This window comes from Legionella tucsonensis (assembly GCF_001468035.1).
Taxonomy (GTDB): domain Bacteria; phylum Pseudomonadota; class Gammaproteobacteria; order Legionellales; family Legionellaceae; genus Legionella; species Legionella tucsonensis.
Genome location: NZ_LNZA01000001.1, coordinates 1,536,260 through 1,560,987, shown reverse-complemented (window position 1 = coordinate 1,560,987; position 24,728 = coordinate 1,536,260). Strand labels below are relative to the sequence as shown.

Genomic DNA, 24,728 nt, shown 5'->3' with positions numbered 1-24,728 from the left:
TGAGTTTTTAAGAGGTGCTTTACCACGCACGGATGATATCCTTATTTATAACACTTAGAAAAAGGACTTTTTATGAGTCATGTTTTAATCGTTGAAGATGATCCAGTATTAAGAGAAGCGCTGGCTGAAACAATGACTATTGCTGGCCATACATATATTACTGCTAAAGATGGCAGGGAAGCTTTGGCTCTTCTTGAAATTCATAATCCATCAGTGGTATTAACGGATATTCGCATGGATGAACTTGATGGAAATCAGCTATTGGCTGAGATCCAAAAAAGAAGATTGGGACTACCTGTAATTTTGATGACTGCTTATGGATCAGTACAAGATGCAGTGAATGCTATTCATAACGGTGCGGTGGATTATTTACAAAAGCCATTTAGTGCTCAAGTGTTAACTGAAAAAATAAATCAATATATTAAACTTGAGTTTGATGAAAATACCGGAGAGCCCATTGCCCAGGATCCTAAAAGTCAGGCCTTACTGACAATGGCATTAAAAGTAGCCCAATCGGACGTTGGTGTGATGATTAGCGGAGAGAGTGGCACGGGTAAAGAAGTTTTAGCTCATTTTATTCATGATCATTCACCCCGGAAAAAACAACCTTTTATTGCGATTAATTGTGCTGCAATTCCTGAGCAAATGCTCGAGGCCACTTTATTTGGTTATGAAAAAGGCTCATTTACAGGGGCTTATAAATCAACGGCTGGAAAGTTTGAACAGGCGCAAGGGGGGACTTTGCTTCTTGATGAAGTGAGTGAAATGCCTTTAAGCTTACAAGCTAAATTGCTTCGAGTTTTGCAAGAAAAAGAAGTAGAGCGAATTGGAGCCAATAAAACAATTAGTTTGGATGTTCGCATTTTAGCTACGACCAACCGACAGCTTAAGGATGAAGTGAAGGCTGGTCGGTTTAGGGAAGATTTATTTTATCGTTTGAATGTATTCCCATTGCAGTGGCATCCTTTACGCGAAAGAAAAAATGACATCATTCCTTTGGCTAACTATCTGATTCGTAAACATTGCCAGCACAAGCAACCTGTGATCCCGGTGATTTGTCCAGCAGCTCAGAAGTTAATGTTGGCTTACCCATGGCCGGGAAATGCGCGGGAATTAGATAATGTGATTCAAAGAGCATTAGTTTTACAAACTCAAGGTATTATAGAAGTAGAGCATTTACAATTGTCATTGAACGCTGCCTTGGTTCCTGAAACTACTCCAGCTGCTAATAGTAAAAACCTTCAAATTCATGAATTTGAATTAATTGAAAAAACTTTATTGGAGAATGAAGGAAATAGACAGAAAGTAGCAGCTTTATTGGGAGTAAGTGAACGAACATTACGCTATAAATTAGCGAAAATGCGCGAGGAAGGGTATACAGTATAAAAAATTGTATCACTTTGGTGCAATGACAGATTATGGTATCCTATGAGAGGCTGCTGTATGGTGCCAGGTCAGCAGAAAAAAAGGATAAAACGCCAAATAAGTATGAGGTAAATAAGGATATGAGTGATATTAATACAGTGAATCTGCTAAATCAGATAAAGACAATGTCTGCCAAGGCAGAAGGTTCAGTGATTGAAACAGAAGCAAATCAATCTCCTTTTGGTACGGTTTTTCAACAGGCATTAAATCAAGTCAATGAGTTAAATCAATCTGCAGACGCTTTAAAAGCACGTTTTGAAATGGGAGACCCTAACGTGAGTTTAGGGGAAGTAATGATAGCTGCCCAAAAAACTAATTTGGGGCTTGAGGCTACTGTTCGAGTTCGTAATAAAGTGGTACAAGCATATCAAGAAATTATGAATATGCCAGTATAATTAGGAGCTCGATATGGCATTGGCTGATAGTGCATCAACTGTAGCAGCAAAATTTGCAAATCTTTCTATTGCGCGACAAATTGGTTTGCTCGTGGGTGTGGCTGCAAGTATTGCAATCGGTTTAGCAGTTGTTTTATGGTCTCGTGATCCGAATTATGTTCCTTTATACACGCAAATGAATGCGCGTGATGCAGCCGAAGTAGTCTCTGCCCTTGAGCGTAATGGCATTGATTTTAGGATTGATAATAACAACAGCATGATTATGGTTGCAGCCGATAGTCTGCAAAACGTACGTCTTAAACTGGCAATGGAAGGATTACCTCGTGATTCTGTAGGTTCAGGAGAGCTTTTTTCCAGCTCTAATGCGTTCAACAGTAGTCAATTTATGGAAAACGCACGTTACAAGCAAGCTTTAGAGGCTGAGCTTGCTCGTACTATAAGTAAATTTAATGATATTAAATCAGCTCGAGTTCATTTAGCAATTCCACGTGAATCTGCGTTTGTTCGTGATGCTCATGAGCCTAGTGCTTCTGTTTTTCTTGATGTTTATTCAGGTTTGGAGCTTAAAAAACATACAATTGCTGCAATTGTAAATTTGGTTGCATCCAGTATTCCAAGTCTTTCTGCAAGTCGGGTAACGGTTGTTGATCAGGATGGACAATTGTTAAATGAAGGCGGTGGGCAAACCCCTTTTACAGATACAGAGCGTTTTTTAGATTACAGACAAAATTTGGAACATCAATATGCTCAAAAAATTCAAGATATTTTAACACCAATACTTGGTTATGGTCGGGTTAGAGCAAAAGTTTCTGCTGATATAGATTTTACCAGTTATGAACAAACACAAGAAATGTTCAATCCCGAACTGCCTTCATTGCGTAGCGAACAAACTATGGAAGAAAAACGTAGTGTTTCAAATGAAGCAGTTGGAGTCCCTGGTACGTTATCTAATATACCGCAAGCTAAACCTACTCTTAATCCCAAGAACGCACCTCCTAAAAATGTACCGCCAAATGAGCCACCACAGACAGCAACAGATACTAATCAAACCTCGGATTTGCGTACGCAAAGTACGAAGAATTTCGAGTTGGATAAAACAATTAGTCATACCAAAAATCAACCCGGAACGATTAAACGACTTACTGTTGCAGTTTTGGTAGACAACAGAGCGGTAATGGATGAGAAAACTAAAAAAATGACTAAGACTCCTTTGACGCAAAAGGAAATACAGCAAATTAAAATACTTGTTGCAGATGCAATTGGATTAAATGTACAGCGTGGTGATAGTTTAAATGTGATCAATACTGATTTTGTTAAACCCGACCCTATAGTTGCTATTCCCGAAGAGCGTTTTTGGCAAAAAGATATTTTCTGGTCCATAGTGAAGCAAACGACAGCTGCTTTATTTGTTTTAGCTTTAATTTTTGGTGTGCTAAGACCCATGCTAAAAACACTGGCCAGTAACCGAAATGTCCGAGGTGTTCCAGATGATGAGCACCCTACATCAGACTTGACCTACGATGGAACAATTTCAATCAAAGAAGCAAATGATTATGAATCGCAGTTAAATTTATTACGCCAGGTTGTTGATAAAGAACCCAAGCGCGTAGCACAGGTAGTTAAAAATTGGGTTGATCGGGGGTAATTATGGATGGAATAGAGCGCGCCGCCATCTTGCTATTAAGCATGGGTGAAAAAAATGCTGCTGAAGTATTAAAACATCTTGAGCCGAGACAAGTACAAAAGGTGGGTGTCGCGATGTCGACACTCAGTAATGTTACCAAGGTGAAAATGGAAAATGTGCTCGTCGAATTTACTAGTGCTATTGGCGAACAAACCAGTTTAACAGTAGATACAGAACATTATTTACGTACTGTACTCATTGAAGCTTTAGGATTAGAAAAGGCAACTCCTTTTATTGATCGAATCCTAATTTCTGATAAAGACAGTGGACTTAACCGGTTAAAATGGTTAGATGGTCGATTAATTGCTGATGTAATCCGTAATGAGCATCCACAAATTATTGCAACAATATTAATTCATTTGGATAGTGAGCAAGCAGCTGAAGTGGTACGCTATTTTAGTGTGGATAAACGATCGGAAGTATTATTACGGATGTGTAATATTGATACAGTAAAACCAGAAGCCATTTCAGAATTAGGACAAGTTATAGAGAAGCAGCTCAGTGGTCAGAAAGTAAGTAAATCTGCTTCAGTGGGAGGCATTAAGAGTGTTGCTGATGTAATTAACTATTTTGATGGTGCTATGGAAGAAGAAGTACTGAATAAAATTAAAGATTGGGATGAAGAGCTAAGCGAAAAAATCCGAGACAAAATGTTTGTCTTTGAGAATTTGGTGGATATGGATGACCGTAGCATGCAAACATTATTGCGTGATGTGACCCCTGAGCAATTAAAACTGGCTTTGAAAGGAACTACTGAGCCTACTAAGGAAAAAATATTCTCTAATATGTCTAAACGTGGTGCTGATTTATTACGAGAGGATATTGAATTACAAGGTCCTGTTAAAGTAGTTGATGTAGAGCGTGCTCAACGTGATATTCTGGCTATAGCAAAAGGCCTTGCAGACGATGGTAAGATTGCCCTAGGCTCCAAAGCTGGGGATGAGATGATTTAACCTATAAGCTGTAGTGCAAAGGACAAGGGTTATTTTTTTGATTTGCCGTACTTAAGTTATATTTTATGATTGGATATGATTTCAGGGATGATAAGTATATGTCGAATGAATTCGAGCCTTACCTAAAGAAAAATGAGAATAACAGCGAGTTTAGTATTTGGGAATATGAATCGATTATAAATAATGAAGCGAAAGTTGAAATTAATGAAGAGCAGCGTTTTCTCGCTGAGTGTGAGCGTTTAAAACAGGAAGCTAGAGACAAAGGCTATGCGGAAGGAATACAACAAGCACAGACTGAAATTAATGAAAAAAGAAAACAGTTTGTATATTGGTTTGATCTGCTACAAAAACCGATAAAACTTGTGGATGAACAGGTTACGCAAGAAATAATTCAAACAATAATTTGGTTAACTCAGCATTGTATTGGTGTAGAATTATCCGTTAATCCTGATAAATTAAAAGATTTACTCCATGCCATCAAATCCGAGTTGCCTTCCCTACAAACCTATAAAGTGCTTGCCATGCATCCAGAAGATGTCACCTGGGCCAAAAGTGAATTTGATGAAAAAGAGATACCAGGCCTGCAAGAGATTTTGATAGCAGATTCTTCATTAAATCGAGGCGACTTTTATTTAAAAGGTGAATATAGTGAGTTAGATGGTCGAGTATATACCCGTTTAGCCACTTTGTTTACAAAGTACGTTAATCACGATCTGATTGAACCTTTGCAAAACTAGGGTGAACAGATGAAAGTTTATGAGTCACATCTGGTCCAGATACTTCCTGAAATTCGTGAAAAAAAGCATTTAGGATTATTACATTGTGGCCGCATAAGTCGGGCTGTTGGCCTCACACTAGAGGCTAAAGGCTTTAATCAACCTGTTGGTGCACGTTGTTTTATTACTATTGATGAATCACGTACGATTGACGCTGAGGTGGTTGGCTTTAGCCAAGATCGCGTCTATTTGATGTCAATTGGTGCGATTCAGGGACTTGCTCCCGGGATGATTATTACCCCAACTGGGCGTGTTGCTCAGGTTGAAGTTGGGACTCAATTACTAGGGCGAGTTATCAACGGTTCTGGTGTTCTTATAGACGGAGGGCCATCTCTTGAGTTAAGTGAGGTATATCCTTTAGTTAGTCCTGCAATTAATCCTTTAAAAAGAGCTGTTATTGATACACCTTTAGATGTAGGGATACGCGCAATTAATGGATTACTTACTGTTGGGCGAGGCCAACGAATTGGATTATTTGCAGGGTCGGGAGTAGGAAAATCAGTTTTGTTAGGTATGATGACTCGTTTTACCAAAGCTGATGTGGTTGTTGTTGGTTTGATTGGCGAGCGAGGTAGAGAGGTCAAGGAATTTATCGAATTAAATTTAGGTGAAGAGGGTTTAAAGCGTGCGATTGTTGTTGCAGCTCCTGCTGATGAAAGTCCTTTAATGCGTTTACACGGTGCTAAAGTAGCTACGAGTATTGCCGAATATTTTCGCGATCAAGGCAAACATGTATTGCTGTTGGTAGACTCTTTAACTCGTTTTGCTCAGGCACAAAGAGAGATTGCTCTATCTATAGGTGAGGCGCCAGCAACTAAAGGTTATCCGCCTTCTGTGTTTGCCGAATTACCAAAACTCGTCGAACGTGCTGGTAATGGAGAGGCTGGTAGTGGTTCGATTACTGCATTTTATACAGTCTTAACTGAAGGCGATGATATGCAAGATCCTATTGCAGATGCAGCACGAGCTATTTTGGATGGACATATTGTTTTAAGTCGGTCTATCGCCGAAGAAGGACAATATCCTGCTATTGACGTGGAAGCTTCTATTAGTCGAGTAATGCAAGCTATAGTATCTGAGCAACAAATGAATGATATGCTATTATTCAAAAAGAATTTATCACTGTATGAAAAAAATAAAGACTTCATATTGCTTGGTGCTTATGCTACGGGGAGTGATCCGAATCTCGATAAGGCGATTCAAGCCCGAGATAAAATTCGAAAATATATGGAGCAAGGCATCAATGAACGGTTTCTTTATAAGGAAAGTGTGGATATGTTATCCCAGTTGGCATCATCCTTGGGAGCTAGTAGATGAGTCAGCGATTGGAACGTTTAAAACAGTTTTTGCAGATAAAAAAAGAAGCAACTCATGCTGCATATCAAGATCTATTAAAAGCGCAGGAGCAATTTAAGCTTAATAAGTTAAAGCATGATCAGTTAGTCGCTTATCGACAGGATTATCTAAAGCAAGTTGAGAAAATTGGTGAACAAGGAACAATTGTGGCTCGATTACGTAATCGCATCGATTTTATTAGCCATTTGGATACAGCTTTAATACAATTAAACGCACATTTAGCTCATTTAGGAAAAATGAAGACTAAGGCTGAGCTCAAATATAAACAGACAAAGATTTCCGAAGAAGGGGTTAGCCAACTGGTAGACCGGGTTAACAAGGTCGAGCAACTCAAATTACAGCGCATCGAACAAAAAGAAAATGATGAGTATGCGCAAAAGCAATGGTATAGTAAAAAAATCAATGAGTAATCGAACACAGCGTGTGAGTGTAGTATTAAAAAGAGTTTGGATGCTTTTAGCTGTCCTAATTATCTTTATGGCTGTTTTATCCAGCATATTCCGCTCTCTAACTCCCTGGGCAAAAGAATATAAGGGTGAAGTAGAACATCATCTATCAATTCTTATAGGACAGCCTGTAACCATACAAACAATGGAAACAGGATGGTATTGGTTTCAACCTGTACTTAAATTAAATCAAGTTACTTTGGGAGATGATTCGGAACATAATTTTCGTATCAATAAATTGTTAGTCGGAATTAACTTATTTAAATCATTATGGAATTGGCAGATCCAACCGGGGGTTCTCTTTATTGATAATATGCATCTCAATTTGAGAGAAAAAGATAATCATTGGTCTATTGATGGTGTTGCAACCGATCTGCTAAATAATAACGATATGACGCCAGAGAAAACCAAACAGATTTTGATCTGGCTATCACAGCAGGAACACTTAATCATTAGGCACGTTTCAGCTTATTTCCATTTTAGCGACGGGGGCTTGATTCCTGTTAATGGTTTAAATGTATCGGTAGCAAATCGTAGCGGACATTATAAGTTTAAAGGAGAAGCTCGACTTGCACAAACAAGCAGTACTAATTTTCAACTATTAGGTGATGGATATTTTGATCCAGAGCATTTTGAGGATATTGAAGGGCAATTTTATTTTTCGGCTAAAAATATAGTACCTGCTCAATGGCAAAATTTGTTTCCTAAGACAACTGAGCATTTTGAAGGGGGGAAGGGCAATATTAATTTATGGCTTGATGTACATCATGGTGCGGTTTCTTCAGTGCAAGCACAGATAGCATTTAAACGACTGGCATGGAGGTTATTGAATAATCAGCACAGCCAACTTGTCCAATCATTTTTTGCAAATCTCTCATGGAAACCCGATAATTTAGGTTGGCAGCTCCAGGCTGATCCAATTAAATTGCGTATCGGTGGTGTGGCTTGGCCTGAGAATAAATTATTGCTTAAATACAATAAAGAACAACAAAGTTATCTTTTATTTGTAAAATCAATTATTATTGAATCGTTGTTTTCTGATGCAATTAACTGGCCTAAAAGTATCGAGAACATATTGGCTATGAAACCACAGGGAGTCTTAAAAGACACTCAGATTCTTTTCTCATTAAATACCAATGTTTCAGTTATTCCTCCAATCCCTGTTTTTAGTATGATTACTGCAAATGAACGTTTGCAATCAGAAGCTTCAACCTTACTGGGAACAACTCAAAATACTGCTGACATATTACAAAAAAGAGGGGATAACTTTTCCATTGATGACTATTCTATAAATTATGTTTTAACACGTTTTGAGCAGTTAGGATGGGATGCCAAAGATGATATTCCCCAAATAAAAAATCTTTCAGGTGTTATAAACTGGCAACCTGAACAAGGACGATTGGAGCTTGATTCTGAAAACACTTCGATAAGTGTGAATGGGTATCCAGAGCAAACATTCACCGTACTGAATGGTGCTTTTGACTGGAAAGAGTTAAGTGATGGTTTACGAGTCAGTATGGAACGATTTGTTGTAAGCCAGCCTGAGTTAACATTAAGTATGCAAGGTGCGGTAGATCAGGTAACTCGCCAATCTGTAGGGCATGTTCGTCTTGGTGCGGAATTTTCCGGTAAAAATTGGCAACAATGGGTGCCTTTTTTACCTAAAAAACACATGAAACCTAAATTGTATCTTTGGTTAAAAAATGACGTAAAACGGATTGCTAATGCGAGTGGAAGAGTAAGAGTTAATGGTTTGGCAAAAGATTTTCCTTTTGATAAAAATACTGGTGAATTTATTATAGAGAGCTATGCAAGTGGCGGTGAGATAGCAATCAACTCCAAATGGAAGGCTATCAAAGAAATTGATGGATTTATTCATTTAAAAAACCGTAATCTTAATATTGATATAGTCCATGCTAATTTCCAGGGTGTGCCTGCAAGAGAAATGCATTTGCGCATCGATGACATTGGAAAAAATAAAGAAAATTTGCTGGTGACCGGAAAAATTGATGCATCAGTACAAAAAATGATTAATTATGTTATGGCTTCTCCTTTAAAGAAAAAGCTAACGCTTTTAAAAATGTTGTCCATTAAAGGATCAGCCTTGCTCAATTTAAGCGTACAGGTTCCTTTATATCCAGAAAATGATGATGTACTTGCTAAAGGAAACCTTTCCTTTAAAAATAATACAATTACAGTGAATCATGAATTAGCCCAGTTTTCTGTGCAAAATCTATCAGGCGGGTTGATGTTTAATGAAACAGGGATAACAGATAGTTACCTCTTTGCCACAATCTTGGGGCATCCAATGAACATCAAAATTCAATCAGTTAAAACACCTATGCCTGCAACAACAATTACGATCAATGGGAAATGTACTGTTGATTCCTTGAAAAACCAATTTAAATTGCCGCATTTTTCTTTAGTTGATGGTTCATTAGACGTGAACGCAGTATTAAAGTTAAGTGATAAATCCTCTGAAGCAGACAGTATCAGTTTTAATAGTACTTTAGAGGGGATGGATGTTAATTTACCTGCGCCTTTAGGTAAAAAATCAAATGAAAAGACGCCGCTGGAATTAATTCTTGAGCTCAATGAGAAAAAATCAATGCGCTTACGAGGTAATTATGATAATCGTTTAAGTGCGGATCTATTATTCAAAAATTCTAAAGAGGGCTTTGCTTTTGATTCTGGGCAGTTGCGTTTAGGTGGTGTAAATGCTGTAAATCAAAAATTGCCAGGCCTTTCTGTGGTAGGTGTTTTAAAAGGATTTGATTTTCAGGAATGGAATGATATATACAGTGAATTTTATTCAGCAAAAGCAGACTCATCTATATTAAATAATTTGCGAATTATTAATGTCACTATAGATAAATTCAGTTTTTTGAAACAGCAATTTAATAAAATTATCGTCAAAGCAAAAATATTACCGAGTAAAGATTGGTCTTTTAATCTACAGCAAAAAAATGTTGCTGCTGACTTAACTTATCATGCGCCTACCAATGAATTAAGCGGCCATGTACATTATTTAAATTTGGATAAGATGGTTACTACAGGTAAAGAATTTTCTGAAACGACGCAAATGCATCCAAATCAAATACCAAATCTTAATTTGCGTGTTGATAATTTATCTGTGGGGAAGGTGCAAGTGGGTGATGTAACTTTGAAGAGTAAATCCACCACTGAAAAATGGAAAGTGGATTATTGCCAGATTACATCCCCAGTCTATCAATTTAATGTTCAGGGAGAGTGGATTCAAAAAGAAAATGTAAATCAGACAAATCTTGATGTAAAACTGAATATCACTAATTTAGCTAAAACTTTAGAGCGCTGGAATGTAACTCCTGTTGTTCATGCAAAAAAAGGATATATGGAATTTCATGGGGGTTGGAAAAAGAGTTTGCATCAATTTTCCCTTGCCTCGCTCAAAGGGAATATATATTTACAACTTAAAAACGGAAGAATTACGCATTTAAGCAAAGAGACAGAAGAAAAGTTAGGTCTAGGTAAATTATTAAGTATTCTAAGTTTGCAGACCATACCTCGTCGCTTACAATTGGATTTTAGCGATTTGGCACATCAAGGATATAGTTTTGATATTTTTCAGGGAAATTTTATCGTGAATAAGGGGATTATGAGTACACAGGATAGTTATCTTGATGGTCCTGTTGCTTATGCAAGTATGAAAGGAGATCTTGACTTAGTTAAGCATACCTATGATCTGAACTTGAAAATATCTCCGCATATAACAGCAAGTTTACCTGTTGTTGCAACGATTGCTGGTGGTCCTGTAGCGGGTGTTGCAGCTTGGGTCGCGAACAAAATTATTAATCAGAGTATGCAAAAAATCTCTGCATACAGTTATAAAATTTCAGGGCCATGGAGTAAGCCTGTTGTACAACAGCTTGGAATGGTAAAAAAAATAATGAAAAGAGAAGAATCATTATCGGAGAATAGGTAGTTTTATAGTCTGAGGTAGCTCAGTAAAGCCTGAGGTAAAGTACATCAATATCCGAAATTTCGAGTTTTGTTCGGTGTATTGTCATTAAACTAAGGATCTAAATGTTGTTCCACATGAGCGACTTTGTTCTCGGGACGGAAGTAAGGGTCAAGAACTATTAATTTAATAGTGTCGCTGTGCTGTATCTAAGCGATTAAATTTAATTAAAAAATGAAGACTTAAATGTTGCATCTAATATTTGATCGTTATTGGGATATTTGCTTATTAAAGGAAAGCCCAGAGAATACACCTTACTCCATTACTCGAATGGTTTTGAGTGCTGTCTTATTGGCTTTACTTATGACGATCGAATGGGACTCTTTTTATTTCAACTCTTCTGAAGAGATGATAAATAATGTATTCATTTCAGTATGTTTAATTATCTCTTATATTATTTATACTTATCTTGCTTTGTTTTTTAAAGGATTGACTCCGAGACTTGTGCAGACAGCCACTTCATTGTACTGTATCAGTATTATTATCCATATATTAGTTATTCCTTTATTGATTATTGCACCATATCTTTCTCTGGCTAATTTAAGAAATCCTTTATTTTTATTTATTGGCATTCTTTATTTATTTTTGAGTTTGGGATTATCTGTTTGGCAGTTTGTTATTACAGCATATATATATAAGTTCGCATTAAACATTACAGCAATTCAATCTGCATTGGCTGCATTTGGTTTAATAGCGGTTAATATTTTAACTATTTCTTTATTACAATGAGATTAGGATTATCATGCATTTACATATTTTAGGTATAAGCGGAACTTTTATGAGTGCTTTAGCTTTGTTGGCGCGTGATGCAGGGTATAAGGTTACTGGAAGTGATGCCAACTGTTACCCTCCAGTAAGTGATTTACTCGCAGCAAAAGAAATAACCTGGGCTGAAGGCTATGATGATACTACTTTAGCATTACAAGCAGATCTGATTATTGTGGGCAATGCCATTAAAAGAGGTATGCCGGTACTTGAGGCTGTAATTGAGTCAGGCAAACCATATACTTCTGGACCACAATGGCTTGCTGAAAATATTTTATCGAGATATCAAGTGATCGCTATTTCTGGTACTCACGGTAAAACAACAACTACTTCAATGGCTGCCTGGATTTTACATCAAGCAGGACTTAATCCTGGATTTTTAATTGGTGGGGTATCATCTGATTTTCAGACAAGCTCTTGTCTTGGTACGGGTAAATGGTTTGTAATTGAAGCAGATGAATACGATAGTGCTTTTTTTGATAAGCGTCCTAAGTTCATGCATTATCGTCCAAGAATCGCCATTTTAAACAATCTGGAATTTGATCATGCAGATATCTATCCTGATTTAGCAGCGATCCAATTACAATTTCATTATCTGATGAGAACTATCCCCGCAAGTGGGGTTGTGATTAAGCCTCAAGATGATAAAGCACTTAATGAAGTGATTACTCGTGGTCAATATTCGCGAGTTGAAGAGCTGAGTTTAGATGGTGATGCGCAATGGACAGCACGATTAATTGAAGAGAATGGTTCGGCATTTAAAGTCTTACATCATGGTAAGGAAGTTGCTGAAGTAAGATGGCCTTTAATTGGGCGCTTTAATGTGGAAAATGGTTTGGCTGCTCTTGTTGCCAGTGTAAATGCTGGAGTACATCCAGAAGTCGCAGCTGAAGCTTTAGAGCGTTTTACTCCAGTAAAGCGTCGTTTAGAGGTTCGATCCAATAAATACGGTATAACACTTTATGATGATTTTGCGCATCATCCTACAGCCATCATGCGAACAGTTGATGCTTTAAAACAAAGTAATAGACATCAACGCATTTTTGCGGTGTTGGAGTTTGCCTCGTATACCATGCGTACTGGTGTTCATGCCAATGAAATGGCACATGCTTTGGAACATGTCCATGGCGTATATGTTTTGGAGCCGAATGATTTTAATTTGCACGAAACTGTAAGCAACTGGACTTGTCCCTATAAGATTTGTAAAAATCATGATGAAATAATTAGAGAAGTGACAGAAGTGGTACAAGAAGGAGATGCTGTTTTGGTCATGAGTAATCGAGGTTTTAATGGAATACATCAAAAATTAATCAATTCTATAGACGAGCGCTTTTTAAGATAATCTGTAATCTGGTGAAGCGCAAACATTACCCGGGCCTCCTTTCATAAATTTTCTTGGTCTTATGTTTCTTCACCCAGGCTGCCTATCTTAATTCTTTATATCCTTCTTACTGAGTTATCCTCGAACGTATTGGGCATAAAAAATTATAAAAAGGACTTTTAATTCTTTTTATGTTCAATTAGTTAAATTAATAGTTGCAATATTTTTTATAGGTTGCTATAAAAAATGAAGGCGTTAACATTTTTGGACAATGACGCGTTGCAGTTATTGCGGGTCAATATTTGCAGGAGGGACGCAATGACAATGTTGTTTGCCGAATTTCAGCAAAAAGCAAAACGACTTGCGACGTGTTTAGCGCGAACTTCTGGACAACATGTGGGATGTTTAAGTTTTTTTTCTCTATTCATTTCGAAACATGCTGCCATGGATGATGCGGCTACAATAAGTATGCTGGCTCACAGTTTAGATGAGACATATGAATTAATCCAATATGTTAAAGATGTTAGAAGAAATCCTAAGTTAACTCTTGATGATTTCAATGAATTTAGAAAAAAGGTTATTATTGGAATATATTTGGTCAAGTGGTTTCAATATAATTCCTCGGTAAGTAATTATCTTCATCAAAGTTTAATTGATTTATTTCGTAGTCATTTAGGCATTCAATCTCTTGAAGACATGGACAAGGATTTTTTTAATTCATGCTTGAGTGAATTCAGTTACTATTGCACTTTTGTATATGAAAAGCGTGAAGAAAAAACATATGAAGATCTAAACAAACGATTAGGAGCAACAATTCAAAAGGATATTCATGAGACAAAATATTTTTCGTTTAATAAGAACTCTTCATCCTTATATGGGCTTTATAAAGGCGTTATGAGTTCTCTAGGAATGAGTATGTATTAAGGAGGATGTATGACTTTTACCCCGCTAGAATTTGCAAAATTTAGAGTCAATACGCTTAACCTGGAAGCAAAATACTCAACATTATTAGGAAGATATAGAGTAGTGGATAGTCAGGTCAGTGATAGATCCTCTGTAGTACAACAATCGAGCCTTGAGGTATTAATCGCTAGAACAAATGAAGTAATAAAATGTAAATCAAGTAGGGATACACAGGTTGATGTGTTTAATTTATTAGTTAATGAACTGCGTCAAATTCCCAAAGAAGATAAAGAAAAAACCCAGCAAGGTACTTTGTTTTTATTAGGTGCCTTGCTTCATCGCTATTTTCGATTGATAAAAGAATACGAAAATCCTAATGGATATATTTCTTGGAGCTTTTTTGGTTGTGATGTGACCTCGTGTAAGTTATTCCAAGCCATAAGAAGAGCCTTGCAATTTAAAGAAATAGACGTTATCAAAAAAAAATATAAAGAAGATGATTTAAAGATTCTTGATGTTGTAACCATTGTAACAGCATTAGAAGTTTTTCGTGATAATATGTTGCTTGAAGATAAAGAGAAAGTTCCTCGATTCATGAAATACCCCCATTTTGTTAAGGATGAACATTTCAAACAGTATCTTCAGGATATTATTGATGAGCACAGAAAGCGTGGCGCAGCGATGTTACATCGATTCAAAGCGATTGCTTTTGTTCAATCTCTAACGATACAAATCAACAATGAACGCCAACAGCTTGAAAAAGATATAGAGAAATGGTGTAAAGGAGTAGCAAAAGATTATAAGAACTTTAACACGTTTCAATGCTTAGATGATGAAGCAATTAATACCAGTCTTATTAAACATGTTGAATCAGAAGCATCAAGGAATATAATTTTTAGATTATTTTATGCCCCGATAATTCAAAGTAATCTTGAATCTATGGATCACAGTACTTTTTTAACAAAAATTAAAGAGTGCTATGATTATACGTGCAGTTATATACTTTTTGGCGGTTATGTTTTGTTATTACAAAACTCAAAGACATTCGATACAGATCTATTATTTACTATGCAACAGGCCTTAGGTTTGAAAGCATCTCTGGATGAGTTAACTAAAGTAGATATGTTAGACGGTGTGAAATTTCTCAAACAGTTCCTTGAAACAGAACCTGGTGTTAACTTGGATTGTGAGTTTTTTGAAGGAAAAGAGAGGATGCATACTGCGATTGCAAGGGCAGAGAAAGAGCTTACATTGCAAGTAGCACAGAAAAAAGAGGAAAGCGAAGTAATACTCACGGTTTAATTTTTATTACAAAGTAACTTGAGTGGTAGCGCACAGCAAACCCAGGTTAAAATTGATTCACGGATTTGGATTTATATGCTAGGTGAATACTGGTTTCAACAGCTATTTGCTGAGCGTGTAAAATGTTAAAGTGTAGCAACTGTCTTAAATTAAATTTTATTTTAAGACAGTTGCTACACTTACTTCACTGAGACTACAAGTGATTAATGACTTGTAAACTTCATCTCATTATCTTTATAAGTGACTTTAATTGTGTCACCTGACTTGAATTTCCCCGTCAATATATCTTGAGCCAAGGGGTTTTCTAATTGTTGTTGAATGGTGCGCTTTAAAGGTCTTGCTCCATATACTGGATCGAAGCCCGCTTCCGCTAAGTGCGATAATGTTTCCTGAGTTACATCAAGATGGATATCTTGTTGTTTCAGACGTTTTTGCAAATAACCAATTTGGATTGCAGCAATTTTTGAAATTTGATCTTTAGCAAGAGAATGAAAGACTACAGTATCATCAATGCGGTTAATGAATTCAGGACGGAAGTGTTGGCGCACCATTTCCATTACTGAATCTTTAATTTGTTCGTATTTAAATTTATTTCCCATTTCCTGAATCAGATTGGAGCCCAGGTTTGAGGTCATGACTATAATGACATTGCGGAAGTCAACAGTACGTCCTTGGCCATCAGTCAAGCGTCCGTCGTCCATCACTTGCAAGAGTATATTGAACACATCCGTATGCGCTTTTTCTACTTCATCAAGTAAAATAACTGAATAAGGTCTGCGTCGAACTGCTTCCGTTAAATAGCCTCCCTCCTCATAACCAACATATCCGGGTGGAGCGCCAATGAGACGGGCAACGGAATGTTTTTCCATAAATTCGGACATGTCGATGCGTACCATTGCTTCCTCGGTATCAAAGAGAAATGAAGCCAGGGCCTTGCATAATTCAGTTTTACCTACCCCAGTAGGACCAAGGAATAAAAATGATCCAATAGGACGGTTAGGATCGGATAACCCGGCACGTGAGCGTCGAATAGCATTCGATACTGCATCTATCGCCTCATTTTGACCTATGAGACGATGATGTAATACCTCTTCCATCTTCAGTAATTTTTCTTTTTCACCCTCCATCATCTTGGCCACGGGTATACCTGTCCACCTGGAAACGACTTCTGCTACCTCATCTTCTGTCACTTTATTCCGGACTAATTTGTTTTCATGAGATTCTGCCTCAGCCACCTGTGCCAACCGTTTCTCGAGCTCTGGAATGCGTCCATATTGTAATTCAGACATTCTACTCAAATCTCCCGCTCGCCGTGCGGTTTCCATTTCAAGTTTTGCTTGTTCAAGGGCTTCTTTAATTTGAGTCGCTCCTTGCATCATTGCTTTTTCTGATTTCCAAACCTCTTCTAAATCAGAGTAATTGTGTTCTAGATCCTCAATCGTATGTTGTAAGTCTTCAAGTCGTTTTTTAGAGGCTTCATCATGCTCTTTTTTGAGTGCTTCACGTTCGATTTTTAATTGAATCAAACGTCGCTCCAATTTATCCATGCTTTCGGGTTTTGAATCTATTTCCATGCGAATCAAACTTCCTGCTTCATCGATTAAATCAATCGCTTTATCGGGAAGTTGTCTGTCCGTAATGTATCGGTGCGATAGAGTAGCAGCTGCGACTATAGCTGGGTCAGTAATTTCAACTCCATGATGTACTTCATATCGTTCTTTTAAGCCACGAAGAATAGCAATTGTATCTTCAACACTGGGTTCATCAACCAGAATTTTCTGGAATCGTCGCTCTAAAGCGGCATCTTTTTCGATGTACTGTCGGTATTCATCAAGAGTAGTTGCACCGATGCAATGGAGTTCACCGCGCGCTAAAGCGGGTTTTAGCATGTTTCCTGCATCCATTGCGCCTTCTGCTTTTCCAGCACCAACCATAGTATGAAGCTCATCAATAAAGAGAATAATTTGACCTTCTTGTTTTGCCAGATCGTTAAGAACAGCTTTTAGTCGCTCTTCGAATTCACCGCGAAATTTTGCTCCGGCAATCAATGCACCCATATCCAATGAGAGCAAGCGTTTATTTTTTAAACCTTCAGGAACTTCACCATTAATAATACGTTGTGCCAGTCCTTCAACAATTGCTGTTTTACCTACACCGGGTTCACCAATTAAAACAGGATTATTTTTTGTGCGTCTTTGCAAAACTTGAATGGTTCTGCGAATTTCATCATCGCGACCAATCACAGGGTCTAATTTACCTTGCTCTGCACGGGCGGTTAGGTCTAGAGTATATTTTTCAAGAGCTTGACGTTGTTCCTCGGCATTAGGGTCATTAACCGTTTCTCCACCGCGCAACTCATTAATTGCGTTTTCTATTGCTTTTGCTTCACAGCCTGCTTGTTTGAGTATGCGAGAAAGGCTACCTTCTTCACTTATTGCCGCTAAAACAAAAAGCTCGCTGGAAATAAAATTATCTTTCTTTTGTTGCGCCAGTTTATCAGTAAGATTTAGTAGACGATTTAATCCGTTTGAAATATGGATATCACCTCCAATTCCAGCTACTTTAGGAAGTTTATCTAATGCTTGATCTATAAGAGTTCTTAAGAGAGGAATATTAACGCCAGCTTTACTGAGTAGAGGTCTGCAAGTACCTCCCTGTTGATCCAGAAGTGCCTTCATTAAGTGTTCCGGTTCGATAAAGCCATTATCTCTTCCTAAAGCCAGAGATTGAGCATCTGCCAGGGCTATTTGAAATTTTGATGTTAGTTTATCCATTCTCATGATGTATAACCTTCTAATGGTTAGTGGGTATTAATTTTCTTGCATCTACCGTAAAATGAGGACTAATTTAATTATTTCAAGTGAATTGATTATGACAAATGACCATTCTTCTAATTCTACTTCAGATTCTCAAGCTTTGCTGAATCAAATCATTATTGATTATATGAAAGAGGAAAAAAGGAAGCGCAGATGGAAATGGTTTATGCGTGTTATTTATTTGCTTATTATTGCTTATATAGTTTATTACGTGTCAAAGGGAACCAATGAAGACATGGGTACTAATATCAAGCCTCACGTAGGTATAGTAGATATTACAGGCGAAATGTCTGAAACTAAAGCCAATGCAGATGATTTTGCCAAGGGACTGGATTCAGCTTATAAAAACGCTGGGTTAAAGGCCTTAATTATTCGTATCAATAGCCCAGGCGGTAGTCCAGTTCAGGCTGAATACATGTATAACATGATCAAATTTTATCAGAAAAAATATCCAAATATTAAAATTTATTCAGTGTGCGTGGATGCATGTGCTTCTGCAGCTTATTATGTTGCTGTTGGTACAGAATCCATTTATGCTAGCCCGGCAAGTATGGTTGGTTCTATAGGTGTTTTGTATAATGGTTTTGGTTTTGTTGATCTAATCAATAAAGTGGGTGTTACACGAAGATTACAAACATCAGGTGTAAATAAATCATTTTTAGATCCTTTTTCTCCCGAAACAGATTTTGCAAAACAAAAACTGCAAGTTATGCTCGATCAGGTTCATCAGCAATTTATCAATAGAGTCAAAGAGGGAAGGGGAAGTCGTTTACACATTGATGACGAAACATTCTCTGGGCTTTTTTGGACCGGTGAACAAGCCTTAACAATAGGGTTAATTGATGGTTTTGCAAGCAGCGGACAGTTAGCCCGTGAGGTAATTAAAGTTCCTGATGTGATCGATTATACCCGTAAACAAAATCTTTTTGATCGAGTGAGTAAAAATCTGGGAACTGCTCTGGCTGACGAACTTCCCTTAAGTTTTGGAGTGAAGCAGGGATTTAAATAAAATGATAACTGAATGATTTGTAATCTGGGTGAAGCAGCAGAACCATGCCGATTGCTCACCCAGACTACAATCTTACTTATTCAAAACAGGTGAAATAGTTTGTAATAATGATTTAAACACTTTAGGTGTTCCAGCAACAATGTCTCCATGCTTGAGAAAATCATCACCGCCTTGTAAATCGCTAATTAATCCACCTGCTTCTCGAATTAGTAAGGATCCTGCTGCAATATCCCAAGGACGTAAGCCGAACTCCCAAAATCCATCCAGCCGACCACTGGCCACATAAGCTAAATCAAGTGCTGCGGATCCAGTTCTTCTGACCCCAGCACATTTACCAAATAATGCTTCAAAGGTAGGTAAATATCTTTGCGCTACATTGATGTTACGTGAAGGGAAGCCAGTTCCTAGAAGCGAGGCTACAAGTTGGGTTTGCTTAGAAACGCGTATTCTTCGATCATTTAATCGCGCTCCACGTCCTCGGCTTGCAGCAAAACATTCGTGTCGTAATGGGTCATAAATAACTCCATGCTCTATCCTTCCTTTAACTTTCACCGCTATAGAAACTGAAAAGAAAGGAAATCCATGTAAGTAATTGGATGTTCCATCTAATGGATCAATAATCCAGATTGACTCGCCATCTCTTTCTTGGATACCACTTTCTTCTGCGAGAATTCCATGTTCAGGATATGCTTTATGAATCGTATGAATAATAGCTTGTTCGGCTTTGATGTCTACCTCGCTAAAATATTCATGGTTATTTTTAGCGGTAATTTTGAGACGATCCACTTGGTCCATATGTCGAATTATAATTTCACCGGCCAGTCGTGCTGCGTTAATTGCTATATTTAAAAGTGGTTCCATGAATATACTCTTGAATGTACAAAACCTGTGATTCTATCATATTTTTTTTGCGCAAATAGAGTTAAATATGAAAAAAGCAAAAATCGTCAAAAAGGGTGTTCAATGATATGATATAGTCATTTCAATGCATTAATAAAAAGTTTTTTATGAAGTTAAGTTCAATTCGTATTATTCTAGTAGCAACATCTCACCCAGGTAACATAGGCTCAACAGCTCGAGCGATGAAAACTATGGGGTTAAATTCACTGTATTTGGTAAAACCTAAATCTTTTCCGGATTATAAAGCAAAGGAAATGGCTGCAGGTGCCGATGATCTTTTAGAAAGTGCTGTAATTACTGAAACTTTAGATGAGGCTTTGATTGGCTGCCAGCTGATTTTGGGAACAAGCGCAAGACCTAGAGGACTTTCTTTGCCTGGCTTAGTTCCGGCATCGTGCGCAGATTTGGTAAGCCAACAATTAGAAAACACACAAATTGCGATTGTATTTGGGAGGGAGCACGCAGGTCTGACTAACGAAGAACTGCTAAAGTGTCATTATCACATCCATATTCCAAGCAATCCTGAATATGGTTCACTTAATTTGGCACAGGCGGTGCAGATTATTGCTTATGAGTTGCGAATGAAGCTATTGGCACCCAAAGCAGAAGTGGCATTGCGTCAGGATGAATATGCAGCAGCAGATGAAATTGAGCAATTTTATGAGCATTTGAGAGAAGTTTTTATTGAGATTCAGTTTTTAAAAGTTTCAAATCCAAGGCGTTTAATGCAGCGCATGCGTCGATTATTTAATCGGGTGAATTTGGAAAAAATGGAAGTAAACTTGCTAAGAGGTATGTTGAGTCAAGTACAAAAATCGTTGGAATGGGCAAATAAAAGGGGCCAGAGTGAACAGAATAATTAAAATACCGATCTATTTTGATTATATGGCAACAACACCGACTGATCCGCATGTAGTAGAGCGCATGATACATTATTTAGGCCCGGATGGAGACTATGGTAATCCTTCTTCTGTAACTCATGAATACGGTCGCATTGCAGCTCTTGCTGTTGAGCATGCACGTTTACAGGTTGCAGATTCAATTCATGCTTCCATCCAGGATATAGTATTTACTTCAGGTGCTACAGAAGCGAATAATTTGGCGATAATAGGCGCAGCCCATTTTTATAAGAATAAAGGAAAGCATTTGGTTACGATGAGTACAGAACATAAAGCGGTACTCGATAGCTTTGACCGTTTAGAAAAAGATGGATTCGAAGTAACCTATGTGCAACCGGAATCCAATGGTTTGCTTGAGCTTGAAAAACTTGCCCAAGTATTGAGACCTGATACCATTTTGGTATCCATTATGCATGTGAATAATGAAATCGGCGTAGTGCAAGATATTGAGTCTATTGGTGCTTTATTACGTAATAAAGGAATTCTTTTTCATGTTGATGCAGCACAAAGTGCTGGAAAAATTCCTATTGATCTTGAACATCTTTCTGTAGATTTAATGGCGTTATCAGCGCATAAAAATTATGGTCCCAAAGGTGTAGGCGCGCTTTATATACGGCACAAACCACGAGTTCGTCTCCAGCCGCAAAGTTTTGGTGGAGGACATGAGGGAGGTTTACGTTCAGGGACCTTGGCTACGCACCAAATTGTGGGCATGGGAGAAGCATTTGCATTAGCTGAAAACTTAAGAGAAGAGGAGCAAGCCCGTCTTTTAAGTTATCGTCAGCGTTTATGGAATGGTATTAAGCATTTGCCAGGTATCCAGCTTAATGGAGATATACACAAGCGAATCGCGGGCAATCTTAATATGAGTTTTGCCGGTTTAGATGGGGATTCTTTGCTGTTAGCATTGAATGAGTTAGCTGTATCTACTACTTCAGCCTGTAGCTCTTCCAGTATCCAACCCTCTTATGTGCTGAGGGCTTTAGGGTTAAGTGATGATTTGGCACAAAGTAGCATTAGATTATCTATGGGGCGTTTTACTACGGAAGAAGAGGTAAAATACGCGATTAACGCTATTTGTACCCAAGTAACTCGATTGCATGAAATATCACCATCATGATATATAATAGAATTGTACAGGATTGTTTTTTTTCGCCCAGACATGTAGGGGTTATCGATTTAAATGATCATTTTGCTGTAGTTGTTAAAAACAACCAAAAAGGTCAAGGAACGATTGAACTCTATATGCAGTGTAATTCAGAGAGTACAATTGTTCGAGCCTGTTTTAAAACCAATGGTAATCCTTATGTAGTTGCGGGCTTGGAATGGTTATGCAGGCAGCTTGAAGGGCTGCTTCTAGATGTCGTACCACAAATTGATTATCAACTGATCGTTAAAGAGTTAGATATTCCTGTTGCTCAATATCCTATAGCATTAAGGGTTATTGATGTTTATAAAAAAGCATTGCTTTTAATGAAAAAGGCAAAAATCGAATCGAGAGGTAATAATGAGTGTAGTGATGCATCATGCAGAAAGCACCGTTCCTGAAATTAGTTTTACTGAAGCAGCAGTAAAACACTTGGTGTCTTATTTGCAAAAAAATTCTGAATATACTGGGGTTCGTTTATCAGTAAAAAAAACTGGGTGTTCGGGTTTATCTTATGTCGTTGATTATGTGCGAGCCCCTGATGAAGGCGATTGGGTTCTTGCTTTGACTGAAAACTATAGTGCATGTATTGATAAGACCAGTTATCCTTTTATGAAAAATATGAGTGTTGATTACGTAAAACAGGGATTAAATTATAAATTTGTTTTCAATAACCCTAACCAAACAGGCCAATGTGGATGTGGGGAAAGTTTTACAGTGGATTAGAATAATATGTAGCCTGGGGTGCAGCAAAGCGGAAACAGGGATGAATACAGGTACAGAAATTTCCCTACGGGCTGCTGCCTTCACCCAGGTTACAATTATTCGATGAATAAAAACAAATATCGTGAACAGTTACTAAATTCCGAGTTCCGCTGTACATCACTCAGACATCCATAAATAAAAATCATCTCTATTACATGGAAAAACGGAAACTGGATTGATGCTCTTTAATTTGTTTCCTGCTTAATTGCCCCTTATTTGAAAAAAATCCTAAAAATTTATTCAATTCAGCTTTGGCTGAAGCACCGAAAATTAGTTCATCATCTGTACCTAAGACGACAGGATCACTTAGGTCCTGATAAACTGTTGTAATTGGATGAGGCTCTTTTTCAAGATGCCAATTCAATTTGCTGTGGCAGCTGGGACATACTTCTATAGGAATGCCAAGCGTGTTAATGCGATTTTTTTGTTGCGGGGTTAGATACAATGACCTAATCGTACTTTGCCATGCAACGGATTTTTGTTTTTATCAGGGTGTTGTGATTTCCATTCTTCTAATGCTGTTAAGACCATATCAGTGTCTTGTCGTTCCTGAGCATTATCAGACTCACCAGCATGAATCGCAACAGCAACACCTCTATTTAAAGCGAGTTGAATCACCTTCGCTAACTCATTTCCTGCTAGAGTTCTATTTGCCACAGGGTTTCCTGAAATATCCAAACCGACTAATAGCTTATCTGGACTTGTTAATATGCGATCGATAAAGTAGTTTGCATCTTCTAGATTGTGTAGTGTTCTGTCCAGGCTCAATAATCCAACAGCTATTTTGTCCGTTATTGTTTGATTTGCTTGGAGTAGACCGAATATAAATGAATCTATATATTTATCACGCGTTTCATTTGCCATTTCTTTGGGTGTTGTTCTAATTTCAAGGTACTTAGCTTTTGAGCTTTCTACTATATCCACCACACCATCAGAAATATCAGTTAGATTCTGAATAATCTTATGCACAAAACTAAACTGTTTCCAAATAATCGCAATTAACTCTTTAGAGTAACCACTTTCTGGTTGTTGTATTGTTTTTTGGAGATATTCTGCACGTACTCGCATTAATTCTTCATATATTTCAATGCAATTATTTATTTGTGCTGTTTTTTCCAGAACGGGAAGCTGAAGCTTCCATTAAGATGGCAATGCAAATCACTGGTATGTTCTTTAGTCATATTTATCCTTAATTAATTCAAATACGCCCAGTTTATTAAGAATATTTTAAAAATAAATAAAATTTTTTAATTTTGGGAAACCAGAAAGAAATTACACAAATTTTCTTATTATTTTCTTCGACTTAATAAAAATAACAGTAATACAGTAATTAAATAATAAATTCGCCTTGTCCATTTAACTTGTAAAATGGTAAAATTTTTTTGACTTAATATTTCCTTAAGAAATGAATATCATTAAAACAATATTTACACTCTTTGAGATGTTTGGTACTATATAGGCCATAGTGTTCGGTGGGTGTGTGTACTGGGCATAATTTTATTTAATTAATTTGTACTAGGAGACTTAAATGAGCACAGAAACAATGGTGCAAAGCAGCGAAGCACTTTCACATCAAGTAATTCATGCTGTTAAGGGTTATTTAACCAGTGTTAGCAATAAAGATTCTAACTTAAATTTATATCAATTAATTGTTGAGGAAGTTGAAGCGCCGTTATTTCGTACTGTTATGGAGTTAACTCGTTACAACCAATCAAAAGCTGCACGTGTTCTTGGTGTAAGTCGCGGTACTTTGCGTACTAAATTAAAGCGTTATTTTGATGATGAATTTATTGGAACTCGTGATTTCTAATTGATTAGAATAATCTCGCTGTTTTTTCATAATTAAATTTCCTAATATAGTGGTCTTTG

At 37.3% G+C, this 24,728-nt stretch carries 22 protein-coding genes; 18 read left to right on the top strand and 4 right to left on the bottom strand.

Going from position 1 to position 24,728, the window contains the following annotated elements; translation table 11 throughout:
• Positions 1-72: 72 nt before the first annotated feature.
• From Ltuc_RS06810 to Ltuc_RS06755, 12 genes are all read left to right on the top strand, one after another.
• On the top strand, positions 73-1,386 hold the full coding sequence (locus tag Ltuc_RS06810; RefSeq protein WP_058520538.1) for a sigma-54-dependent transcriptional regulator: 1,314 nt from the start codon (positions 73-75) through the stop codon (positions 1,384-1,386).
• A 119-nt stretch (positions 1,387-1,505) separates the two neighbouring features.
• Positions 1,506-1,820, top strand: a complete 315-nt coding sequence (fliE, locus tag Ltuc_RS06805; RefSeq protein ID WP_058521631.1) for a flagellar hook-basal body complex protein FliE — start codon at positions 1,506-1,508, stop codon at positions 1,818-1,820.
• Between the two features lie 13 nt (positions 1,821-1,833).
• Entirely contained in the window at positions 1,834-3,465 is a 1,632-nt protein-coding gene (gene fliF, locus Ltuc_RS06800; RefSeq protein ID WP_058520537.1) for a flagellar basal-body MS-ring/collar protein FliF, read from the top strand.
• Between the two features lie 2 nt (positions 3,466-3,467).
• Positions 3,468-4,457, top strand: coding sequence for a flagellar motor switch protein FliG (gene fliG, locus Ltuc_RS06795; protein WP_058520536.1), 990 nt, complete (start codon positions 3,468-3,470; stop codon positions 4,455-4,457).
• A gap of 98 nt (positions 4,458-4,555) precedes the next feature.
• A complete protein-coding gene (locus Ltuc_RS06790) occupies positions 4,556-5,194 on the top strand; it encodes a flagellar assembly protein FliH (protein ID WP_058520535.1) in 639 nt (212 codons plus the stop codon).
• A 9-nt stretch (positions 5,195-5,203) separates the two neighbouring features.
• Complete coding sequence (gene fliI / locus Ltuc_RS06785) at positions 5,204-6,550, top strand: flagellar protein export ATPase FliI (RefSeq protein WP_058520534.1); 1,347 nt, start codon at positions 5,204-5,206, stop codon at positions 6,548-6,550.
• On the top strand, positions 6,547-6,999 hold the full coding sequence (locus Ltuc_RS06780; RefSeq protein WP_058520533.1) for a flagellar export protein FliJ: 453 nt from the start codon (positions 6,547-6,549) through the stop codon (positions 6,997-6,999). Before fliI ends, Ltuc_RS06780 begins: the two co-directional genes overlap by 4 nt.
• The gene (locus tag Ltuc_RS06775) at positions 6,959-10,996 is read left to right on the top strand and encodes a YhdP family protein (RefSeq protein ID WP_274519404.1); all 4,038 of its coding nucleotides are present in this window, start codon (positions 6,959-6,961) and stop codon (positions 10,994-10,996) included. The genes Ltuc_RS06780 and Ltuc_RS06775 overlap by 41 nt, the downstream gene beginning before the upstream one ends.
• Positions 10,997-11,218: 222 nt before the next feature.
• Positions 11,219-11,761: a hypothetical protein gene (locus Ltuc_RS06770; protein WP_058520532.1), complete on the top strand. Its 543-nt coding sequence runs from the start codon at positions 11,219-11,221 to the stop codon at positions 11,759-11,761.
• Positions 11,762-11,774: 13 nt separating this feature from the next.
• A complete protein-coding gene (gene mpl, locus Ltuc_RS06765; RefSeq protein ID WP_058520531.1) occupies positions 11,775-13,139 on the top strand; it encodes a UDP-N-acetylmuramate:L-alanyl-gamma-D-glutamyl-meso-diaminopimelate ligase in 1,365 nt (454 codons plus the stop codon).
• 297 nt (positions 13,140-13,436) lie between these two features.
• A complete protein-coding gene (locus Ltuc_RS06760; protein WP_058520530.1) occupies positions 13,437-14,042 on the top strand; it encodes a hypothetical protein in 606 nt (201 codons plus the stop codon).
• Positions 14,043-14,051: 9 nt separating this feature from the next.
• A complete protein-coding gene (locus Ltuc_RS06755; protein WP_058520529.1) occupies positions 14,052-15,323 on the top strand; it encodes a hypothetical protein in 1,272 nt (423 codons plus the stop codon).
• Between the two features lie 203 nt (positions 15,324-15,526).
• On the opposite strand, the gene clpB is transcribed toward Ltuc_RS06755, so the two are convergent.
• Positions 15,527-18,103, bottom strand: a complete 2,577-nt coding sequence (gene clpB / locus Ltuc_RS06750; protein ID WP_058520528.1) for an ATP-dependent chaperone ClpB — start codon at positions 18,101-18,103, stop codon at positions 15,527-15,529.
• A 91-nt stretch (positions 18,104-18,194) separates the two neighbouring features.
• On the opposite strand from clpB, the gene Ltuc_RS06745 reads away from it, so the two are divergent.
• Positions 18,195-19,148: a S49 family peptidase gene (locus Ltuc_RS06745; RefSeq protein WP_058520527.1), complete on the top strand. Its 954-nt coding sequence runs from the start codon at positions 18,195-18,197 to the stop codon at positions 19,146-19,148.
• A gap of 72 nt (positions 19,149-19,220) precedes the next feature.
• Here the strand turns inward: Ltuc_RS06745 and Ltuc_RS06740 are convergent, their stop codons facing one another.
• Positions 19,221-20,009: an inositol monophosphatase family protein gene (locus tag Ltuc_RS06740; protein WP_058520526.1), complete on the bottom strand. Its 789-nt coding sequence runs from the start codon at positions 20,007-20,009 to the stop codon at positions 19,221-19,223.
• A gap of 146 nt (positions 20,010-20,155) precedes the next feature.
• Between Ltuc_RS06740 and trmJ the strand changes: the two genes are divergently transcribed.
• The 4 genes from trmJ to Ltuc_RS06720 are packed head-to-tail and all read left to right on the top strand — an operon-like array spanning position 20,156 to position 22,820.
• Positions 20,156-20,911, top strand: a complete 756-nt coding sequence (trmJ, locus tag Ltuc_RS06735; RefSeq protein WP_058520525.1) for a tRNA (cytosine(32)/uridine(32)-2'-O)-methyltransferase TrmJ — start codon at positions 20,156-20,158, stop codon at positions 20,909-20,911.
• The gene (locus Ltuc_RS06730) at positions 20,895-22,067 is read left to right on the top strand and encodes an IscS subfamily cysteine desulfurase (RefSeq protein WP_083498054.1); all 1,173 of its coding nucleotides are present in this window, start codon (positions 20,895-20,897) and stop codon (positions 22,065-22,067) included. The genes trmJ and Ltuc_RS06730 overlap by 17 nt, the downstream gene beginning before the upstream one ends.
• Entirely contained in the window at positions 22,064-22,495 is a 432-nt protein-coding gene (locus Ltuc_RS06725; RefSeq protein ID WP_058520524.1) for an iron-sulfur cluster assembly scaffold protein, read from the top strand. Before Ltuc_RS06730 ends, Ltuc_RS06725 begins: the two co-directional genes overlap by 4 nt.
• Entirely contained in the window at positions 22,455-22,820 is a 366-nt protein-coding gene (locus tag Ltuc_RS06720) for a HesB/IscA family protein (RefSeq protein ID WP_058520523.1), read from the top strand. Before Ltuc_RS06725 ends, Ltuc_RS06720 begins: the two co-directional genes overlap by 41 nt.
• A gap of 190 nt (positions 22,821-23,010) precedes the next feature.
• On the opposite strand, the gene Ltuc_RS15785 is transcribed toward Ltuc_RS06720, so the two are convergent.
• Positions 23,011-23,304, bottom strand: coding sequence for an amidohydrolase family protein (locus Ltuc_RS15785; protein ID WP_058520522.1), 294 nt, complete (start codon positions 23,302-23,304; stop codon positions 23,011-23,013).
• Complete coding sequence (locus Ltuc_RS06710; protein ID WP_058520521.1) at positions 23,295-23,927, bottom strand: amidohydrolase family protein; 633 nt, start codon at positions 23,925-23,927, stop codon at positions 23,295-23,297. The genes Ltuc_RS15785 and Ltuc_RS06710 overlap by 10 nt, the downstream gene beginning before the upstream one ends.
• Before the next feature lie 460 nt (positions 23,928-24,387).
• On the opposite strand from Ltuc_RS06710, the gene Ltuc_RS06705 reads away from it, so the two are divergent.
• Entirely contained in the window at positions 24,388-24,669 is a 282-nt protein-coding gene (locus Ltuc_RS06705) for a helix-turn-helix domain-containing protein (RefSeq protein WP_031566118.1), read from the top strand.
• Positions 24,670-24,728 lie beyond the last annotated feature (59 nt).

Coding starts and splice junctions, on each gene's coding strand:
- Ltuc_RS06810 (WP_058520538.1), top strand. CDS start 73: ATGAGTCATGTTTTAATCGTTGAAGATGATCCAGTATTAAGAGAAGCG.
- fliE (WP_058521631.1), top strand. CDS start 1,506: ATGAGTGATATTAATACAGTGAATCTGCTAAATCAGATAAAGACAATG.
- fliF (WP_058520537.1), top strand. CDS start 1,834: ATGGCATTGGCTGATAGTGCATCAACTGTAGCAGCAAAATTTGCAAAT.
- fliG (WP_058520536.1), top strand. CDS start 3,468: ATGGATGGAATAGAGCGCGCCGCCATCTTGCTATTAAGCATGGGTGAA.
- Ltuc_RS06790 (WP_058520535.1), top strand. CDS start 4,556: ATGTCGAATGAATTCGAGCCTTACCTAAAGAAAAATGAGAATAACAGC.
- fliI (WP_058520534.1), top strand. CDS start 5,204: ATGAAAGTTTATGAGTCACATCTGGTCCAGATACTTCCTGAAATTCGT.
- Ltuc_RS06780 (WP_058520533.1), top strand. CDS start 6,547: ATGAGTCAGCGATTGGAACGTTTAAAACAGTTTTTGCAGATAAAAAAA.
- Ltuc_RS06775 (WP_274519404.1), top strand. CDS start 6,959: ATGCGCAAAAGCAATGGTATAGTAAAAAAATCAATGAGTAATCGAACA.
- Ltuc_RS06770 (WP_058520532.1), top strand. CDS start 11,219: ATGTTGCATCTAATATTTGATCGTTATTGGGATATTTGCTTATTAAAG.
- mpl (WP_058520531.1), top strand. CDS start 11,775: ATGCATTTACATATTTTAGGTATAAGCGGAACTTTTATGAGTGCTTTA.
- Ltuc_RS06760 (WP_058520530.1), top strand. CDS start 13,437: ATGACAATGTTGTTTGCCGAATTTCAGCAAAAAGCAAAACGACTTGCG.
- Ltuc_RS06755 (WP_058520529.1), top strand. CDS start 14,052: ATGACTTTTACCCCGCTAGAATTTGCAAAATTTAGAGTCAATACGCTT.
- clpB (WP_058520528.1), bottom strand. CDS start 18,103: ATGAGAATGGATAAACTAACATCAAAATTTCAAATAGCCCTGGCAGAT.
- Ltuc_RS06745 (WP_058520527.1), top strand. CDS start 18,195: ATGACAAATGACCATTCTTCTAATTCTACTTCAGATTCTCAAGCTTTG.
- Ltuc_RS06740 (WP_058520526.1), bottom strand. CDS start 20,009: ATGGAACCACTTTTAAATATAGCAATTAACGCAGCACGACTGGCCGGT.
- trmJ (WP_058520525.1), top strand. CDS start 20,156: ATGAAGTTAAGTTCAATTCGTATTATTCTAGTAGCAACATCTCACCCA.
- Ltuc_RS06725 (WP_058520524.1), top strand. CDS start 22,064: ATGATATATAATAGAATTGTACAGGATTGTTTTTTTTCGCCCAGACAT.
- Ltuc_RS06720 (WP_058520523.1), top strand. CDS start 22,455: ATGAGTGTAGTGATGCATCATGCAGAAAGCACCGTTCCTGAAATTAGT.
- Ltuc_RS06710 (WP_058520521.1), bottom strand. CDS start 23,927: ATGCGAGTACGTGCAGAATATCTCCAAAAAACAATACAACAACCAGAA.
- Ltuc_RS06705 (WP_031566118.1), top strand. CDS start 24,388: ATGAGCACAGAAACAATGGTGCAAAGCAGCGAAGCACTTTCACATCAA.